Origin of the sequence: Nonomuraea sp. KM90 (assembly GCF_052246675.1) — a bacterium.
Classification (GTDB): domain Bacteria; phylum Actinomycetota; class Actinomycetes; order Streptosporangiales; family Streptosporangiaceae; genus Nonomuraea.
Genome location: NZ_JBQQCB010000027.1, coordinates 20690 through 39696 on the forward strand (window position 1 = coordinate 20690; position 19007 = coordinate 39696).

A 19007-nucleotide genomic window follows, 5' to 3' on the forward strand; every position below is an offset into this window, starting at 1 on the left:
GCGGGGGATCCCGTGGCGGTCCGGTCTACGTCAGCCGCGTAATGCGGCCATGTTCCGGTAGCTCAGCTCGGCGAACCGCAGCGACTGGGCCGGGTCGGTGCCGGGCGCGTTGTCCTGCTCGTACATCGGGTTGTGGTAGCCGGGGGACCGCAGCTTGGAGAAGAAGCGGCGGTAGTCGATGTGGCCGGTGCCGAACGGCACCATGTCGTAGCCGTTCGGGACGGCCGGGTTGGACGCGCCGTCCTTGGCGTGGAACAGCGGGAAGCGCTTCTCCTGGGCCCGCACGGTGGCGAGCGGGTCGAAGACGTCGGTCTGGACCGACCCGTCGGGCGCGGTGTACGTGCGGTGCTTGAACTGGGCCACGTGCGCCCAGAAGATGTCCATCTCGAAGTAGACCCGCCCGGGGTCGCTGATCGTGAAGAAGTACTCCAGCTTGCGGATGCCGGACGAGCGCGTCGGCCGGCCCTGCTCGTCGAGGGGTCCGCTGTCGAGCAGGAACGCGTAGGCCGCGTCGTGGTTGTGCGTGTAGAGCTTGATCCCGGCCTGGCAGGCGATCGAGCCGAGCTCGTTCCACTTCTCCGCCGCGACGTCCCAGTCGGCCTTGTACGCGCTCCCGGTCGGGTCGGAGCCGGTGCCGACGTGGCCCAGGCCGAGGATGTTCGCGATCTCCAGCGTCTGCTTGAACCGGTCGAGGTCGGCCTGCGTCAGCGGCCACGAGCCCGGGATGAAGCCGTGGTTGCCCTCGGCCTGCAGCCCGTTGTCGTCCAGCCAGCTCCGCAGCAGCCGGGCGCCCTCGACGCTCTCCAGGTTGGCCCCGCCCTCGGAGTTGGCGTGCTGGCGGTAACCGGCGAACTCGACCTGCCTGAACCCGATGGCCGACAGCGCCTCCAGCACGCGGCGGAAGCCCGAGGGGAGGGTGGTGGCCAGCGGGTCGCGGGAGATCGCGTCGCGGACGGTGTAGAGGATGATGCCGCGCTTGCCCGGCGGAACGAGCACTCGCCTCGATCCCGTACCGGCGGTCTGGGCGGCGGCCGCTGTGGGCTGGACGAACGGGATGGCGGCCGCGGCGGCCAGGCCCGTGGTGGCGGCGAGCAGCCCGCGGCGGCTCAGCCCGAGCCGGCGGCGGAGCGTCTCGGCCCGCTCCCGCTCCTCATGGACCTGATCGTCGGGAGTCGGCTCTTCTGGGGCACGGTGATGGCTCACGCGAGGGTTCCCTTCCTTGAGGGACGCGTGCGCCGACCACGTCGCGGCGGATCTGTGCCCGTCCCCCGGGCATGCCACCGCCCTGGAGCTCGAGACGATCACCATTGTTACTACGCCGCGGTGATCCGGTCAATGACGCTCATCTGGCGACGATCCGGTCGATGGCGTCCGGGGCGAGCACGTGCTCGACCACCATCACGCCGGCGCCGACGACCCCGGCCCGGTCGCCCAGCTCGCTGGCCCGGATGCCGAGGTGCTGCGTGGCCAGCGGAAGCGACCGGCTGTAGATCGTCTCGCGCACGCCCGCGAGCACCTGCTCGCCGGCCTCGGCCACGTCCCCGCCGATCACGATGACGGAGGGGTTGAAGAAGTTCACGATGGAGGCCATCACCGCGCCGACCTCGCGGCCGGCCTGCCTGACCAGCCGGGTGGCGTGCAGGTCGCCCGCGCGCATCAGCGCGACCACGTCCCTGCTGCCGCGCGCCTCGATCCCGGCGGCACGCAGCACGGCGGCCATCGAGGCGCCCCCGGCGACGGCCTCCAGGCAGCCGGCGTTGCCGCACCGGCACGGCGCCTCCGAGGCGGGGACCCGGATGTGGCCGACGTCCCCGGCCGCGCCCTGCGCGCCCCGGTGCAGGCGGCCGCCGGAGATGATGCCGCAGCCGATGCCGGTGCCGATCTTGATGAAGATCAGGTGGTCGACGGCCGGTCCGGCGGCCCAGTGCTCGCCCAGCGCCATGACGTTCACGTCGTTGTCCACCAGCACGGGGGCCTCCAGCCGCGCCTGGAGCCAGCCGGGCACGGGGAAGCCGTCCCAGCCCGGCATGATCGGCGGGTTCACCGGCCGTCCCGAGCCGTGCTCGACCGGCCCTGGCAGGCCGACCCCGACCCCGCACACCTGCGTGAGGTCGTGTCCGGTCGCGGCCAGCAGCTCCCGGAAACCGGCGACCACCTCCCCCAGCGTGCGCTCCGGCCCGCGGTCGACGAGCAGCTCGGCGGCCCGCTCGGCCAGCACGTTGAGGCCGAGGTCGAGGACGGCCAGGCGGGCGTGGGTGGCGCCCAGGTCGGCGGCGAGCACGACACGCGCGGCGCCGTTGAACGCGAACACCGCGGCCGGCCGTCCCCCGGAGGAGATCGAGCCCTCGCCGGCCACGACCCAGCGCTGGCCGATCAGGCCGTCCAGCCGCTGGGAGACGGTGGACCTGGACAACCCGGTGAGCCGGGCCAGCTCCCCTCGGGTGCGGGCCTGCCCATCCCGGAGGATCGCCAGCAGCGCCCCCGCCCCGGCGCTCTGGCCGCTGGAATCGCTTGGCATGGATCTACCTTACTTCGGAGATCGACCGACTTATGTTGACAAGAATTAAAAGTCGGATCTATCGTCCCGAAATATGCCGGACATATGCGGTGCTCGGGCGAAATTTCCGGGCAAGTCCGGCGATTTCCGAGCTCTCCGCGCCGGACGGGCGCGAACCCGGAGGTGGTACCCGACGCGCTCACCGAACCTCCGGCCCGCCCCGCACCCTCGCGCGCCGCACCCCTGATCCCTCTCCAGCGTCCTCCTCCGCCTCCAAGGATCCGGCCCGGTCCACACCCGCCGTCGCGCCGAGACGCGGGCCCAGGGAAATGCCACCCGGGCCGGATCCGTGCACGCCATTCATTTACGCCGCCCGAAATGCGGCGATGCTCAGCACCTTCACCACGGCCGCACGGGCCGGCTGCCCTCCCGCCGCAGGGTGCCCGGTCGTGCCCGCCCGCCGGCGGACCGGCATCGAGCCGTCCCCGGCCCGCGGCCACGTTCATCGAGCGGTCGGCGCCCCCGCCGGAAGGAGCCCACCGGAGCCTCCTCAGGGTTGCGTGGGCCGGGTGGTGTGTGATGTGGTGCCGCTCCTGGTCCCCTCGCCGGCTCTAGGAGGCTTTGTCATGCCGTTCATTGTGGACTTGACCAGCGGGAACGTGGAGAAGGAACACCGATCTTCGGAGAAGGGGCACTATGGCGGGTCCGTTCTCGGGCTGCGGTTGATGGGCGAGCGGACCGTTCCGGGGCTGGATCCGTACGATCCGCGGGCGCTGCTCTACGTGGCCGCCGGGATGCTGGGCGGGACGGCGGCGCCCGGGCTGGCCAAGGCGGTGTTCCTGGCCAAGTCGCCGCTGACCGGGGTGGCCGGGGAGGCGCACGCGCTGGGCCCGTTCGCGGCCGGGATGCGGGGGGCCGGGGCGAAGGCGCTGGCCGTGCTCGGGCGGGCGGAGCGGCTGTCGTACCTGCTGGTGGCGGGCGGGGAGGTGACGGTGCACGACGCGGGCGACCTGCGCGGGCTCGGCACCGCCGCCACGACCGACGCGCTGCGGGCCCGGCACGGTGAGAGCGCGCACGTGGCGGCGATCGGGCCGGCCGGGGAGAACCTCGTCCGGTACGCGAGCGTGGTGACCGACTACGCCTACGCCGCCGGGCGGTACGGCCTGGGCGCGGTCTTCGGCGCCAAGAACCTCAAGGCCATCGTGTGCCACGGCGACGCGCCGGCCGAGGTGGCGGATCCCGAGGCGCTCGCCGGGCTGGCCGCCTACTACCGGGCGTCCATGGCCACGAACCCGCTGGCGGCGCTCCAGGCGGGGCTGCCCGGGTTCGCGGGCTGGGCGGGCGATCCGCTCGATCCGGGCTACGCCTCGGTCCGCAACTTCTCCGTACCGGGCGCGCCGGGGCTGCGGGTCCCGGCCGCCCGCGACTACGACGGCCGCGCGGTCTCGACCACCGGCGCCTGCCCGGGCTGCCCGAACGACTGCCTGAAGGTGTACGCCTCACCGCTTCCCCCCGCCGGACGGCGACCCGGCGGGCGCGCGGAGGCCGCCGGGGAGCGGCGGGCCGGTGGGCTGGGGCAGGAGGCGTTCCTGTCGCTCGGGTGGAACCTCGGCATCGACGACCTCGACACCGTCCTGGACGCCAACGCCCGCTGCAACGACCTCGGCCTCGACCCCGTCTCCCTCGGCGGGACGCTCGCCTTCGCCATGGAGTGCGCCGGGCACGGCCTGCTGCCCGGCGGTCCCGCCTTCGGTGACGCGGCGGCGCTGGCCACGCTGATCGAGGACGTGGCCGCGCGGTCCGGGGCCCTGGGCGACCTGCTCGCCGAGGGGTCGGCGCGGGCGGCGCGGTGCCTAGGGCCGGGGGCGGAGGCGTACGCGATGACGGTCAAGGGCGCCGAGCTGCCGTGCTTCGACCCGCGCCCGCAGCCGGGCATCGGCCTCGGGTACGCGCTGGCCCCCGGCGGCCCGCGCTACGACGCCCTGGAGCACGACCTCGACTTCGACCCGGTCGCCGGGCTGGCGTACAGCTTCCCCGAGGCCGCCCGGGTCGGTGCCGAGCCCGCCCCGGCCGGGGTGCTGGACGAGGAGCGGGGGCGGCGCAGCGCCCGGCTGCTGCGGCTGTGGAGCGGGCTGGACGCGCTCAACCTGTGCGTGTTCGCCTCCTCCCCCACCAGACCGCTGACCATCGACCACCTGACCGCCCTGGTCACGGCCGTGCTCGGCACGGAGTTCACGCGGGAGGACCTGCTGGCGGCGGGCCAGGCGCGGCTGGACGGGATGCGCGCGTACGCCCTGCGCGAGACCACCCCTGAGCCCGCGGCCGCCCCCGAGCCCGCCCCCCACACGACCTCCCCGCACCCGGCCGCAGGCGCGCCGGGCGGGTGGCCGGGCCCGCTCGACGAGGAGTTGCCGGCGCGGCTGCACGACGAGCCGATCACCGACGGGCGGTACAAGGGGGCCGTGCTCGACCGGGACGCCTTCGGGCGGGCCCGGGCGGCGTTCTACGAGGAGCTCGGCTGGAGGAGCCGTTAAAGGTGGGGAAATTTCCGAATAAAAACGATTGACCTCACTCTTGTTCGGTTTGTGAGCCCCTTGCCACCCCGAGGTGGTCTTCTGCACCGGCAGCCGCACGCCCGGCCAGGTCGCCAAGGGCGAGACGCGCACGATGAGCACGCTGGTCTACCCGGGCGAGGTACGCGCTCTGGTGCACGCCACGCATGAGAACCGCGCCGGCGACGGAGAGGCGTCCTTCCGCATCGACGGGACCGAGGGCGCGATCAAGGGCACGCTCGGCCTGCTGTACGACTATCCGCACGGCCGCCCCGACACCCTGGAGGTCAACAGCCGGGCACTGCCGACGGACGGCTGGCTGCCGTACCCGGTGACCCGGCGCTGGCTGCCCGACGCGGTGGCCGGGCCGATGGGGTCGCTGCTGCGGGCGATCGCCGAGGGCGGCGAGCCGGAGACCTCCGGCGCCGACAACCTCGGCACGCTGCGCCTGCTCGACGCGCTCTACCGCTCGATGGACAGCGGCGAGAGCCGGCGGCCAGGATCGTCCTCATGAAGCGCACCCGGGTCACGCTCGCCGACGTGGCGGCCATCGCGAAGGTGGATCGGGCCGTCGTCTCCGCGTCGTCAACAAGGACCCCACGCTCAACATCCGGCCGGAGACGCGGGAGCGGGTGCTGGCCGCGATCGAGGCGCTGGGCTACCGGCCCAACGTCGCCGCGCGCAGCCTGCGCACCTCGCGGGCGCACATGTTCGGATTGTTCATCCCCGACTTCGCCAACCCGGTCTACGCCGAGATCATCAAGGGCGCGGAGGCGGAGGCGGCCGCGCAGGGATACGTGCTGGTCACCGGCAGCGCGACGGGCGCCGGGCTGGGCGAGTACATGGACCGGATCGGGCAGGGCCGCATCGACGGGCTGCTGCTGGCCGGGGCCGGCGACGAGTCGGGGCTCACCGCGCAGCTCGACCAGGCGGCCATCCCGTGGCTGATGCTCAACAACCGCAGCAGGGGTGTCAAGCGGTACGTCGTCCTCGACGACCAGCGGGCCGCCGCGCTCGCGGTCGAGCACCTCGTACGCCTCGGCCACCGCCGCATCGCCCACCTGGCCGGCCTGTCGCGCGCCGACACGGCCGCCCGCAGGTCGGCCGACTACTCGGCGGCGATGCGCGACGCGGGCCTGCCCGAGGGCCCGATCGTGGCGGCCGACACCACCCCGGCGGGCGGGGCGGCGGCCATGGCCCGGCTGCTGGCCGTCCCCGAGCCGCCGACGGCGGTGTTCGTGGCGAACGTGGCCTCGGCCATCGGGGCGATGGAGGGGGTGCGCGCGGCCGGGATGGAGATCCCCCGGGACGTCTCGATCGTCGCCGTGCACGACCTCGACCTGGCCAGCTACCTCTACCCGGCGCTGACCACGGTGTGGATGCCGCTGGCGGAGCTGGGCCGGCGGGGCGTGACGCTGCTGGGCAGCCTGAAGCCCGACGACACGGTGGCCGAGGTGCTGGCCGGCCCGATCGAGCTGATCCAGCGCCGCTCGACCGCTCCCCCGAACCGATGAGTCCGGTCATGAGCTGACTCCTGCCATGGCGGGAACCGGCCGGACACGAGCGGTCCGGCCGGACGGTGACGCGGCGCAGCGTCCCGGGCAGGCGGCGATGTTAGCGTTAACATCACCGGTTGAAAGCGGCCCGAACCTACGAACTCTGACAGGGCCTGTCAAGGTCGCCCCAAGTGGCCCGGGGTAGCCGCAGCTCAGCCGAGGACAGGCGGCGATGTAAGTTTCACAGCCGGTTGACGGCCGCGAAAGGCCGCGCCTAAAGTGCGGGCCGACGCACCGGCGCAGCGTCCCCGGCAGGCGAACCGGCATACCCCCATGCCGAGGAGGACCCTTGCGCCGCCTGTCCCGTCTCGTCATCGCCGCCGCGACCGCGCTCCCGCTCCTGGGCGCCGCGCTCGCCTACCCCGCTCCCGGCCGGGTCACCGGGGACGTCGTCGTGCACGACCCCACGATGATCCGCACGTCGTCCGGCTACGTGCTCTACTCCACCCACGGCTACCTGGAGGCCCGCACCTCCACCGACCGGGTCGACTTCACCCGGGCGGGATCGGCCTTCCGCACCCCGCCGTCGTGGTGGCGGACGTACTCGCCGGGCAACGACCCGTGGGCGCCGGACATCTCCCAGCAGGGCGGGAGATACCTGATGTACTACGCGGTCTCCAGCTTCGGCTCCAACAACTCCGCCATCGGCCTGGCCACCAGCCCCACCGGCCAGCCAGGCACGTGGAGCGATCAGGGCGTCGTCCACGCGACCACGACCGGCGACGACCACAACGCCATCGACCCGAACCTGCTGGTCGACTCCTCGGGACGGTGGTGGCTGAGCTTCGGCTCCTACTGGACCGGCATCCGCATGATCCGGCTCGACCCCTCGACCGGCAGGCGCCACTCCACCGACCGGACGCTGCACCACCTGGCCACCCGGCCCGACGCCCCCTACGCCGTCGAGGCGCCCGACATCGTCAGGCACGGCAGTCACTACTACCTGTTCGCCTCCTACGACCGGTGCTGCGCGGGGACGAGCAGCACGTACAAGATCAAGGTCGGCCGCTCCACCAGCCCCACCGGCCCGTACGTGGACCGCTCGGGCAGGTCCATGCTGAGCGGCGGCGGCACGACGGTCCTGGAGACCCACGGCCGCTACATCGGGCCCGGCGGCCAGAGCGTCATGTCCGACGTGGACGGCGACCTGCTCGTCTACCACTACTACGACGGAGCCGACAACGGCACGCCCAAGCTGGGGATCAACCTCATCGGCTGGGACTCGGCCGGCTGGCCGTACGTGTACTAGGGGGACGCCGGCCCGGGCAGGCTCCGACCGCCCGGGCCGGCGGCTGCCCTGAGGGCTTCCTTTTCGGGCATCCAAATACAAATCATTGACATCCCCACAAACCGGACTTTAGCGTTGTGCGAAACGTTTCGACTCCCGTATCGGTCCGTCCCCGGAGCCCTCCATGACCTCGCTCCATGGCCTCGCTCCATGACCTCGCTGCGTGACGTGGCCGAGCGCGCCCAGGTCGCGGTCAGCACCGCGTCCGCGGCGCTCAACGGCACCCGTCCAGTGGCGGCGGCGACCAGGCGGCGCGTCGAGCGGGCCGCCGAAGAGCTCGGGTACCGCCCTAACCTGCTGGCCCGCGGCCTGCAGAGCAAGCGCACCCGCATCCTGGCCCTGCTGTTCCCGGCCCCGCGCGGCGGTTTCGGCCCGACCGAGATGCAGTTCGCCACCGGCGCCGCCGAGGCGGCCCGCGAGCTGGGCTACCACCTGCTGCTCTCCCCCGAGAACGCCGACCCGATCGAGGAGCTGCGCCACCTGACCGGCCTGGGGCTGGTGGACGGCGTGCTGCTGATAGAGGTGCGGCTCGACGACGAGCGCGCGGAGTTCCTGGCGGCGGCCGGGGTGCCGTTCGGCATGATCGGGCGCACCCGCGACCCGGGGCCGATCGACCACGCCGACATCGACTTCGCCGCGACGGCCCGGGACGCCGTGGCGCACGTGGCCGGGCTCGGGCATCGCAAGCTGGCCTTCTTCAACCTCTCCGCCGACGTGTACGCGGCCGGGTACGGCCCCGCGATCCGGGCCGGCGCGGAGTTCGCCGCCGCCGCGCGGCAGGCCGGCATCGCGTACGTGGACGACTTCCACCCCGGCTCCCCCGAGGAGGGCGCCGAGGCGTTCGACCGGCTGCTGGCCGGGCACCCCGACGTGACCGCTCTGGCGGTGATGGACGACCACGCGGCGGTCGGCGTGATCGCGGCCGTGGCGCGGCGCGGCTGGCGCATTCCCGGCGACCTGACGCTGATGCTGGTGCTGTCGTCGGCCCGGGTCGCCGAGATGTTCCACCCCCGGCTCACGACGCTGGAGCCGCCCAGCACCGAGCTGGGGCGGCTCGGCGCGCGGATGCTCATCGACCGCTTGCAGGGGAACGCGCCGCCGCGGCAGCGGCTCGTGCCCTGCCGTCTGGTGGTCGGGGACAGCTCCGCGCCGCCACGTGAGGGAGTCACGTCATGAAGCCCGGTGCGGGAGTCACGTCGTCGGAGCTGGGGATGCACACGCTCACCGAGGGCCGCGGGCTGTTGTTCGGCGGGGACTACAACCCGGAGCAGTGGCCGGAGGAGGTCTGGGCGGAGGACGCCCGGCTGATGCGGGCCGCCGGGGTCAACCTGGTCACGGTCGGCGTGTTCAGCTGGGCGCGGCTGGAGCCGGAGCCGGGCAGGCGGGACTTCGGCTGGCTCGACCGGGTGCTCGACCTGATGGCCGAGCACGGGATCGCGGTGGACCTGGCGACGCCGACGGCCTCGCCGCCGCCGTGGCTGGGGCACCGGTGGCCGGAGACGCTGCCGGTGGACGAGGGCGGGCACCGGCTCTGGTACGGCTCGCGCAACCAGTTCTGCCCCTCCTCCCCCGTCTACCGGGAGCGGGCGCTGGAGATCGTGACCGCCCTGGCCGACCGGTACGCCGGCCACCCGGCGCTGGCCCTGTGGCACGTGGGCAACGAGCTGGGCGAGGTCTGCCACTGCGACGTCTCGGCCGCGGCGTTCCGCGCCTGGCTGCGGGAGCGGTACGGCGACCTCGGCACGCTCAACGAGGCGTGGGGCACGACGTTCTGGAGCCAGGGGTACGGCGACTGGGCCGAGGTGGTGCCGCCGCGCCGCGCCCCGTACCTCATCAACCCCTCCCAGCGCCTCGACTGGTGGCGCTTCTGCTCCGACGCGCTGCTCGACCACTTCCGCGCCGAGCGGGACGTCCTGCGGGCGCGCACTCCGGGCACGCCGGTCACCACGAACTTCATGGGCTTGTTCAAGCGGGTGGACTACTGGTCGGTCGCCGCCGAGGAGGACGTGGTCGCCAACGACTGGTACCCGGAGCCGGGCGACCCGCTCGCCCCGGCCAGGACGGCGCTCACCCACGACCTCATGCGCGGCCTGGCCGGGGGCCGGCCGTGGCTGCTGATGGAGCAGTCCACGAGCGCCGTCAACTGGCGCCCGCACAACCTGCCCAAGCCGCCCGGCCAGTTCCGGCTGGAGTCGCTGCAGGCGCTGGCGCGCGGCGCCGACGGGCTGTGCTACTTCCAGTGGCGGGCCTCCCGGTTCGGCGCCGAGCGCTTCCACGCCGCGATGGTGCCGCACGCCGGCGCGGATACGCGGCTGCACGCGGCGGTGCGCGCGCACGGGCAGGAGCTGCGGAAGCTGGCGGACCTGGCGGGCGAGCCGGTGCCGGCGCGGGTGGCGATGGTGTTCGGCTGGGAGAGCTGGTGGGCGCTGGAGGAGCGGGGCCGGCCCAGTGACCGGCTCAACGCCGTGGACCAGCTGCTGAGCTACTACGTGCCGTTCTTCGAGCGCGGGGTGAGCGTGGACGTGGTGCCGCCCGCCGCCGACCTGTCGGCGTACGCGCTGGTCGTGGCGCCGAACCTGTTCCTGGTCAGCGACGAGGACGCGGCCGGGCTGACCGCGTACGTGCGCGGTGGCGGCGTGCTGGTGGTCGGGCCGTTCTCCGGGGTGGTGGACCCGCGGGCGCAGGTGCGTACCGGGCGGTTCCCCGCGCCGCTGCGGGAGGTGCTGGGCGCCTCCGGCGAGGAGTGGCTGCCCGCCCCCGAGGACCCGCCCGTGCGCTGCCGCTGGACCGGCGGCCCGGAGAACGGGGCGGAGGACGGGGCGGAGTTCGCGGCGCGCACCTGGACCGAGCTGCTCACCGCCGAGGGCGCCGAGGTGGTGGCCGAGTTCGCGGGGGGCGACCTGGACGGGCGGCCCGCCGTGACGCGGCACCGCGCGAGCGCGGGCGTCGCCTGGTACGTGGCCACGATGCCCGAGCCGGCCGCACTCGGCGCGCTGGCCGGCCGGGTGCTGGCCGACGCCGGCGTGAGCGGCCTGATCCCCGGGCTGCCGGAGGGTGTCGAGGCGGTCCGCCGCGGCGAGGTGCTGTTCCTGCTCAACCACGGCGGCGCCACCGTACGCGTGCCGATCCCGCACGCCGCCGAGGACCTGCTGACCGGCTCCCCCGCGGAGGGCCACGTCACGCTGGCGCCCCGAGCGGTCGCCGCCCTGCGTCCCTGAACCCCCGACCTCACCCCGAGAACGGACTGGCATGAAGGTCAAAGACGGCTACCGGCGGATGCGTCCGCGGCCGGGCACCTGCTGCGCAGAGCGGACGGCACGGTCTGGCAGGATGATCGCTGGCAGGCCGGGCGGGCGCTGGTGGACTTCACCTCGCCCGCGGCCCGCGAATGGTACGCGGGCAAGCTGCGAGGGCTGCTCGACATGGGGGTGGACGCGTTCAAGACCGACTTCGGCGAGCGCATCCCGACCGACGTCGGCTACGCCGACGGCTCCGACCCCGAGCGGATGCACAACTACTACAGCCGGCTCTACAACCAGACCGTGCACGACGTGCCGGCCGAGCGGCGCGGGCCGGGCGAGGTCGTGCTGTTCGCGCGCTCGGCCACGACCGGCGGGCAGCGGCTGCCGGTGCGCTGGGGCGGCGACTGCGAGTCGACGTTCGAGGCGATGGCCGAGTCGCTGCGGGGCGGGCTGTCGCCGGGGCTGGCCGGGTTCGGGTTCTGGAGCCACGACATCGGCGGGTTCGAGGCCGTCCACGAGCGCCCCGACGGCGCCGCCAGGACGGTCACCGTGCCCTCCCCCGTGCCCTCCCCCGTGCCCTCCCCCGTGCCGGCGCTCGGCGGCGGCGCCGCGGCCGTGTTCGAGGTCTCCCGCGAGGGTGACCGCCTGAGCGCCCGCCGCCTCGCGGGCACGCCCGCCCCCTGGAACCTGCGCCACGCCGGGACGAACGCCGCCGCGGCTCCGGAGACCGACCACATCGAGATCATCGTCAGTGCCAAGGAGTGACATGCCTGCCTTCCCCGAGAACTTCCTGTGGGGCACCGCAACCGCCGCCTACCAGGTAGAGGGCGCCGCCACGGAGGACGGGCGCGGCCCGTCGATCTGGGACACCTTCTCCCACACGCCGGGCCTGGTGGCCAACGGCGACACCGGGGACGTGGCCTGCGACCACTACCACCGGCTGGAGGAAGACCTCGACCTCCTCGCCGGGCTGGGCGTCGGCGCCTACCGGTTCTCCATCTCCTGGCCGCGCGTGCAGCCGGGCGGCCGCGGCCCGGTCAACGCGCCGGGCCTGGACTTCTACCAGCGGCTGGTGGACGGCCTGCTGGCCAGGGACATCGCCCCGGTGGCCACGCTCTACCACTGGGACCTGCCGCAGGAGCTGGAGGACGCGGGCGGCTGGCCGCACCGCGACACCGCCGAGCGCTTCGCCGAGTACGCCCGGCTCATGGGCGGGGCGCTCGGCGACCGCGTCCGGACCTGGATCACCCTGAACGAGCCGTGGTGCTCGGCCTACCTGGGCTACGCCTCCGGCGTGCACGCCCCGGCCAGGACCGACCCGGCCGCCGCCCTGGCCGCCGTGCACCACCTCAACCTGGGCCACGGCCTGGCCGTGCAGGCGCTGCGGACGACCGCCGCCAAGGACGCGCAGATGTCGGTCACGCTCAACCTGCACCACGTGCGCGGCGTGTCCGAGCGCGACGCCGACGCGGTGCGGCGCGCGGACGCCCTGTCCAACCGGGCCTTCCTCGGCCCGATGCTGGAGGGCGCCTACCCGCGTGACCTGATCGCCGACACCGCCTCGGTGACCGACTGGTCGTTCGTGCGCGACGGCGACGAGGCCACCGCCTGCCAGCCGCTGGACGTGCTCGGGGTCAACTACTACAACCCGACGCTGGTGCGGCAGTGGGACGGCGTGACCCCGCGGGAGACCGCCGACGGGCACCAGGACGGGGCCGTCTCCCCGTGGATCGCCTGCGAGGACATCGAGTTCGTCAAGCAGCCGGGGCCGTACACCGAGATGGGCTGGAACATCGACGAGACCGGCCTGACCGAGCTGCTGCTGCGCCTGCACCGCGACTACCCGGACCTGCCGACGATGATCACCGAGAACGGCGCCGCGTTCCCCGACCCGGTCTCCCCCGACGGGCTGGTCCACGACGCGGACCGCGTCGACTACCTGCACCGCCACCTGACGGCCGTGACCGAGGCGATCGCGGCCGGGGCGGACGTGCGGGGCTACTTCGTGTGGTCGCTGATGGACAACTTCGAGTGGGCGCACGGCTACGCCAAGCGGTTCGGCATCGTCCGGGTGAACCGGGAGACGATGGAGCGCACCTGGAAGGACAGCGCCCACTGGTACAAGGACGTGGTGGCTTCGGGCAAGCTCCCCGGCTAGGGTTTGCGGCCCACGCCTCCCACGAAGGTGTGATACGTGATGCCCAGCTCGGCCTGGTGCTCGCCGGGGTCCGGACGCCACTCCGGCAGCGGCACCAGACCGGGCTCCAGCAGTTCGAGCCCGTCGAAATAGGCGAGGATCTCCTCGTGGGTGCGCCACCGGCCGGTGCCGAGGTGCTCGTTGAAGAGCTTCTCCGCGGTGAAGGCCTGCTGCGACACCTCGGGGTGAACCTGTCCGGGGTTGTGGAAGTGCGAGATCACCACGTGGCTGCCCGGGGCCAGCGGGCGCAGGAGCCGGGTCACGAGGCCCGCCGGGTCCTCCTCGTCCGACAGGTGGTGCAGGATCGCGAACATCAGCAGCCCGACCGGCTCGCTGAAGTCGATGAGGGCGCGCGTCCTGGGGTCGTCGAGGATCTTCTCGGGCTCGCGGACGTCGGCGTCGACGATCGCGGTGGTCTCGTCGACGGCGAGCAGGGCGCGGCCGTGGGCCAGGACGATCGGGTCGTGGTCGACGTACACGACGTGGGCGCCCGGGGCGGCGGACTGGGCGACCTCGTGCACGTTGCCCTGCGTGGGCAGGCCCGAGCCGATGTCCAGGAACTGCCGGACACCCGCCTCGGCGGCGAGGTGGCGGACCGTGCGCCGCAGGAACTGCCGGTTGGACTGGGCGGCCTCGGGCGCGTCCGGCGCGATCTGCAGCGCCGCCGTGGCCACGTGGCGATCGATCTCGTAGTTGTCCTTGCCGCCGAGGAAGTAGTCGTAGACGCGGGCCACGCTCGGCTTGCTGGTGTCGATCCCGCTGGGCGCGCTCTCCTGCTCGCTGTCGGGCACTGTCGGCTCCTTGCGATGCTTCAGGGGGTCAGGCCCATGATCCTAATTGCGAGTTTCCCGTACGGGCGGGAAAATCATCAGGAAATGTCGCGATCCAGTTCGCGGCCCGGTTCACGGCCCGGTTCACGGCCCGGTTCACGGCCCAGTTCACGGCGCAGCAGGCGGGCCGCGCCGGCCATGGCCCGCATCTTGCCCTCGGCCGACGCCCTGGGCAGATACTTCATCCCGCAGTCGGTGGCGATGACGATCCGCTCGGGCGGCACCCGCTCGAACGCCCGGCGCACCCGGTCCGCCACCACCTCGACCGGCTCGACCTCCGGCGTGGACAGGTCGATCACGCCGAGGATGACCGTCTTGTCCTTCAGGTCGGACAGCACTCCGAGGTCCAGCCCCGACTGCGCGGTCTCGATCGACACCTGCCGGACCGGGCAGCCGGCCAGCTCCGGCAGGAACGAGTACGCCTCCGGCCGCTCGTGGATGATCGCCGCGTAGCCGAAGCAGATGTGCACCGCCGTCATGCCGGTGACGCCGTCGAGGGCGGCGTTCAGCGCGGCCAGGCCGTAGGCGCGCGCCGCCTCGGGCCGGGCCTGCATGTACGGCTCGTCGATCTGCACGATGTCGGCCCCGGCGGCGAACAGGTCGCGGATCTCGGCGTTGACCGCCGCCGCGTAGTCCATGGCGGCGGCCTCGGCGTCGGGGTAGTGGTCGTTCTGCGCCTGCTGGCTCATCGTGAACGGCCCCGGCACCGTCATCTTCACCACGTGATCGGTGTGCGCGCGCAGGAAGTTCAGGTCGTCCACCTCGACCGGGCGGGGCCGCCGGATGGGCCCGGAGATGCGCGGCACCGGGTTCGGATGGCCGCTGCGGTCCAGCGCCGTACCCGGGTTGTCCAGGTCGATGCCCTCCAGGGCGGTGGCGAAGTGGTTGGAGTAGCTCTCGCGCCGGATCTCCCCGTCGGTGACGATGTCCAGCCCGGCGCGCTCCTGCGCCCTGATCGCCAGCTCGGTGGCGTCGTCCTGGGCCTGGGACAGCAGGCCGGGCGGGACCCGCCACAACTCCCTGGCCCGCACGCGGGGCGGGAACCGGCCGGCCAGCTTGGCACGGTCGATCAGCCACTCGGGCTGGGCGTAGCTGCCGACCAGCGACGTCGGCAGCAGCGGCAAGGAGATCACGGGGGCCCTCCCTCACGTCGGTCCTGGCCTCCACTGTGCCCCCGCCCCGCGGGGGTTACCAGCGGTCGAGGTGGAGCACCTCGTCCAGGGGCTGGCGGTTGGCGGGACGGAACGTCTCACCGGTGTAGTACGCGGTGGGCAGGAGAACGCCCTGCCGGACGTTCCCGGGGATGCCGAGCAGCTCGGCGACCTCGCTCTCGTACGCCAGGTGCAGCGTGGTCCAGGCGGTGCCCAGTCCGCGGGCGCGGGCGGCCAGCATGTAGCTCCACGCGGCCGGCAGCAGCGAGCCCCACAGCCCCGACTGGTTGCCCTCGGGCAGCCCGCCGGGCACGGTGATGCCGCCGATCACCAGCACGGGCACCTCGCTCATGTGGTCGGCCAGGTACGCGGCGCTGTCGGAGACCCGCTCCTGGGCCGCCGAACGCACCGGGTCGTCCCTGAACAGCGAGCGCGCCCCGCCGCCGGAGCCGTAGTACGCCTGCCAGGATCGCGCGTAGTAGCCGCCGATGGCCTTGCGCAGCTCGGGGTCGGTCACCACGATCCAGTGCCAGCCCTGCGAGTTGCCCCCGGTGGGTGCCTGGAGGGCGATCTCCAGGCACTCGCGTACCAGCTCCATCGGGACGGGACGGGTGAGGTCGAGGCGCTTGCGCACGCTTCGGGTGGTGGTGAGCAGCTCGTCGGCTGAGATCATCATGTGGTCATCATGCCCATATCCGGACGTCCGCTCCAGACCACCCGTCGCCGCGTGTCAGGCCGCGCCGAGCCAGAGGTCCGGGCCGAACACCTCGTAGTGGATGTCGCGCGGGGCCACCCCGGCCTCGACGAGCCCGCCGCGGACGGCGCGCATGAATTCGACCGGCCCGCACATGTAGACGACCGCGCCCTCGGGGATCTCGACGCCGTCCAGGTCCATCCGCCCGGGGCGGGCCGTCTCGTGCTCGCCCTCCTCGTACCAGAAGACGCGCTCGCCGTCGGTCAGCGCGTCCGTCAGGCGCTCCATGTCCGCGCGCAGCGCGTGGCCGTCCCTGGAGCGGTCGCCGTGCAGCACCAGCACCCGGCGGGTGGACCCGGTGTCGGCCAGGTGGCGCAGCATCGCGGCGATCGGGGTGCAGCCGATGCCCGCCGAGACCAGGACGAGCGGCGCGTCGCCGTCCTCGAGGGACACGTCGCCGAACGGCGCGGACAGGGTCAGCTCGTCGCCCACCTTGACCGTGGCGTGCAGCAGCGAGGACACCTCCCCATCGGGCTGCCCGTCGCCGCGCACCCGCTTGACCGTGATGCTGCGGCAGCCGTCGCCGCCGTGCCCGGACAGCGTGTACTGCCGGAGCTGGCGCACGCCGTCGGGCATGGTCACCCGCACGCTGACGTACTGTCCGGGCCGGGCCGGCGGCACGGGCTCGTCGCCGATCGGCCGCAGCACCAGGGAGATCGCGTCCGCCGTCTCCTCGCGCCGCTCGACCACCCGCCACTGGCGCCAGGTCCGGCCGTCGCGTGCCCCGGCCTCGGCGTAGATGCGGGCCTCCATGGCGATCAGCGCGCCGGCCATCAGCCAGTAGACCTCGTCCCAGGCCGCCGCGATGTCGGGCGTGAGCGCGTCACCGAGCACCTCGGCGATGGCCCCGAACAGGTATTTGTGCACGATGACGTACTGGTCGTCGGTCACGCCCACGGCGGTGTGCTTGTGGGCGACGCGCGCCAGCAGCGCGTCGGGCCGCTCGCCGGGGTTGGCCAGCAGCGCGCCCGCGAAGGCCGCCACCGCTCCGGCCAGGGCCTTGCGCTGCTCGCCGCTGCGCTGGTTGCCGCGGTTGAACAGGCCGTCGAGCAACTCGGGATGGTCGGCGAACATGGTGTCGTAGAACCGCGCCGTGATCGTCTCCAGCTCGGCCCCGACGACGGGCAGGGTGGCACGGACGAGCTCCGCGGCTTTGGCGGACAGCATGATGAACCTCCACACAGCTGAATGAGTGTCTGGGGTTCATACGGCGGAGCGGGCGTCCCGGACGACGGCCGCGGCTTCGGGGGACAGCATGAAGCACCCAGACCAAATTAATTTGCATCTGAGATTCATATTATTTGGTCCGTGGGGCGGTCGTGTCGGCGGGTGCCGTGAGGGACAGCAGGACCGGGCCGGTGGGGGTGCCGACCAGGGATTCCACCGTGATCGTGTCGAGCGAGGCGTAGAAGGCCTCCTGCGCCTGGCGCAGCGCGGAACGCAGCCGGCAGGCCGCCCGCAGCGGGCACGGCGGGTCGTCCTCGCAGCCCACCACGTCGCCCTCGGCCTCCAGGCCGCGCACCAGGCTCCCGACCGACGCGCCGCGGCCGGCCTCGGTGAGCTGGAGCCCGCCGCCCCGCCCCCGCCTGGCCTCCACCACGCCCAGCTCGCTCAGCCTGGCCACGGCCTTGGCGGCATGGGTGTAGGGGACGGCCAGCATGCCGGCGGCGGTGCGGGTGGTCAGCAGCTCGTCCGGGCGCGCCACGGCCAGGCGCATCACGAGGCGCAGCGAGATGTCGGTGAAGGCGGTCAGGCGCATATTTCTTACGGTAGGCGCCGGCGCGGGCTGCCCCGCCCGTCAGGACCGGGGCAGCCCGGGGGACGGCGTCAGAGGCGGCCGAGCACCGACATCGCCGGGAGCGCCCGGTCGGCGTAGTCGAACAGCGCCTGGTTCTCCCAGCCGTTGCCCGACGCCGGGTCGGCCGGGTCCCAGCCGTTGCCCTTGACGCCGGTCCAGGTGGCCTCCCAGGTGAACAGGCCGAGGCCCAGGCCGTTCGGCACGGCGCGGACGATGTCGGCCACCCTGGTCAGCATCGCGGACTGGCCCTGCGGCGTGGCCCGGTAGCCGGGGTACGGCTCCGCGGAGACGATGATGTTCTCCCAGCCGTCGTCGTCGGCCGTGGTGAACGGGTAGGCCGTCTCGACCACGACCACGGGCCTGCCGTACCGGGTGGCCACGTCGTTGATGTTGGCCTGGAAGGCCTCCAGCGTGCCGTGCCAGTAGGCGTAGTACGACAGGCCGATCACGTCGTACCGGATGCCGTGGGCGGCGGCGTTGTCGAACCACCACCGGTAGAGGCCGTTGTCGCCGCCGTTGGCCAGGTGCAGCACGACCTTGGTCGAGCCGGACACGCGCTTGACCGCGTCGTAGCCGGCGTTCAGCAGCGCGGCGGTGTTCGCCCAGTTGGCGTTGGAGCCGTCCGGCCAGAGCAGGCCGCCGTTGATCTCGTTGCCGACCTGCACCATGTCGGCCGTGGTGCCCTGGCGGCGCAGCGCGTCGAGCACGTCGTACGTGTGGTCGTACACGGCCTGCCTGAGCTGGTCGAACGGGAGCGGCTCCCACGCGGCCGGCTTGAACTGCTTGCCCGGGTCGGCCCAGGTGTCGGAGTAGTGGAAGTCGACGAGCAGGCCCATGCCGAGCGCCTTGATCCGCCTGGCCACCGCGAGCACCTGCGTCTTGGTGTTGTAGCCGTCGGCCGGGTTCACCCAGACCTTGAGCCGCATGTAGTTGAGCCCGGCCTGCGACAGGATCCGCAGCGCGTCGCCCTGGCGCCCGCGGGCGTCGCGGTAGACGCCGCCGAAGGCCTCCGACTTGGCCAGGCTGGAGACGTCCGCGCCCCTGATCTGCAGGCGGCCGGGGCCGGCCTGCGCCTGGGCCGGCTGTGCCACGGCCAGGGCGGTGACCAGCAGCAGCGCGGTGAGTAACCGTTTCATCGGGTC

Annotated in this window: 15 protein-coding genes and 1 pseudogene; 8 read left to right on the top strand and 8 right to left on the bottom strand. The window is 73.2% G+C overall.

What is annotated here, in order from left to right:
* Positions 1-30: 30 nt before the first annotated feature.
* Together ACTWPW_RS26110 and ACTWPW_RS26115 are read right to left on the bottom strand one after the other, a co-directional pair.
* A complete protein-coding gene (locus tag ACTWPW_RS26110; protein WP_375114051.1) occupies positions 31-1203 on the bottom strand; it encodes a sugar phosphate isomerase/epimerase family protein in 1173 nt (390 codons plus the stop codon).
* Positions 1204-1342: 139 nt separating this feature from the next.
* Entirely contained in the window at positions 1343-2518 is a 1176-nt protein-coding gene (locus ACTWPW_RS26115) for an ROK family transcriptional regulator (protein ID WP_375114052.1), read from the bottom strand.
* A gap of 605 nt (positions 2519-3123) precedes the next feature.
* Between ACTWPW_RS26115 and ACTWPW_RS26120 the strand changes: the two genes are divergently transcribed.
* From ACTWPW_RS26120 to ACTWPW_RS26155, 8 genes and pseudogenes are all read left to right on the top strand, one after another.
* A complete protein-coding gene (locus ACTWPW_RS26120) occupies positions 3124-5031 on the top strand; it encodes an aldehyde ferredoxin oxidoreductase C-terminal domain-containing protein (protein WP_443170179.1) in 1908 nt (635 codons plus the stop codon).
* A 73-nt stretch (positions 5032-5104) separates the two neighbouring features.
* Positions 5105-5563: a hypothetical protein gene (locus tag ACTWPW_RS26125; protein WP_443170180.1), complete on the top strand. Its 459-nt coding sequence runs from the start codon at positions 5105-5107 to the stop codon at positions 5561-5563.
* Positions 5564-5681: 118 nt separating this feature from the next.
* Positions 5682-6563, top strand: coding sequence for a LacI family DNA-binding transcriptional regulator (locus ACTWPW_RS26130; protein ID WP_443170181.1), 882 nt, complete (start codon positions 5682-5684; stop codon positions 6561-6563).
* 331 nt (positions 6564-6894) lie between these two features.
* Complete coding sequence (locus tag ACTWPW_RS26135; protein ID WP_375114056.1) at positions 6895-7854, top strand: arabinan endo-1,5-alpha-L-arabinosidase; 960 nt, start codon at positions 6895-6897, stop codon at positions 7852-7854.
* A 189-nt stretch (positions 7855-8043) separates the two neighbouring features.
* On the top strand, positions 8044-9069 hold the full coding sequence (locus ACTWPW_RS26140) for a LacI family DNA-binding transcriptional regulator (protein ID WP_443170182.1): 1026 nt from the start codon (positions 8044-8046) through the stop codon (positions 9067-9069).
* Complete coding sequence (locus ACTWPW_RS26145; RefSeq protein WP_443170183.1) at positions 9066-11111, top strand: beta-galactosidase; 2046 nt, start codon at positions 9066-9068, stop codon at positions 11109-11111. The genes ACTWPW_RS26140 and ACTWPW_RS26145 overlap by 4 nt, the downstream gene beginning before the upstream one ends.
* A 69-nt stretch (positions 11112-11180) precedes the next feature.
* Positions 11181-11900, top strand: a pseudogene (locus ACTWPW_RS26150) (TIM-barrel domain-containing protein); the annotation flags it as partial.
* Position 11901: 1 nt separating this feature from the next.
* Complete coding sequence (locus ACTWPW_RS26155) at positions 11902-13293, top strand: GH1 family beta-glucosidase (protein ID WP_443170184.1); 1392 nt, start codon at positions 11902-11904, stop codon at positions 13291-13293.
* Here ACTWPW_RS26155 and ACTWPW_RS26160 read toward each other — a convergent pair.
* The 6 genes from ACTWPW_RS26160 to ACTWPW_RS26185 form a co-directional block, all read right to left on the bottom strand.
* A complete protein-coding gene (locus tag ACTWPW_RS26160) occupies positions 13290-14123 on the bottom strand; it encodes an SAM-dependent methyltransferase (RefSeq protein WP_375114061.1) in 834 nt (277 codons plus the stop codon). The genes ACTWPW_RS26155 and ACTWPW_RS26160 overlap by 4 nt on opposite strands.
* A 77-nt stretch (positions 14124-14200) precedes the next feature.
* On the bottom strand, positions 14201-15295 hold the full coding sequence (locus ACTWPW_RS26165) for a uroporphyrinogen decarboxylase family protein (protein WP_375114062.1): 1095 nt from the start codon (positions 15293-15295) through the stop codon (positions 14201-14203).
* A 55-nt stretch (positions 15296-15350) separates the two neighbouring features.
* A complete protein-coding gene (locus tag ACTWPW_RS26170) occupies positions 15351-15989 on the bottom strand; it encodes a nitroreductase family protein (protein WP_375114063.1) in 639 nt (212 codons plus the stop codon).
* 54 nt (positions 15990-16043) lie between these two features.
* Positions 16044-17234, bottom strand: coding sequence for a globin domain-containing protein (locus tag ACTWPW_RS26175; RefSeq protein ID WP_375114064.1), 1191 nt, complete (start codon positions 17232-17234; stop codon positions 16044-16046).
* Between the two features lie 130 nt (positions 17235-17364).
* Positions 17365-17826, bottom strand: coding sequence for an RrF2 family transcriptional regulator (locus ACTWPW_RS26180; RefSeq protein ID WP_443170185.1), 462 nt, complete (start codon positions 17824-17826; stop codon positions 17365-17367).
* 68 nt (positions 17827-17894) lie between these two features.
* The gene (locus tag ACTWPW_RS26185) at positions 17895-19001 is read right to left on the bottom strand and encodes a glycoside hydrolase family 53 protein (protein ID WP_375114066.1); all 1107 of its coding nucleotides are present in this window, start codon (positions 18999-19001) and stop codon (positions 17895-17897) included.
* Positions 19002-19007: the final 6 nt, after the last annotated feature.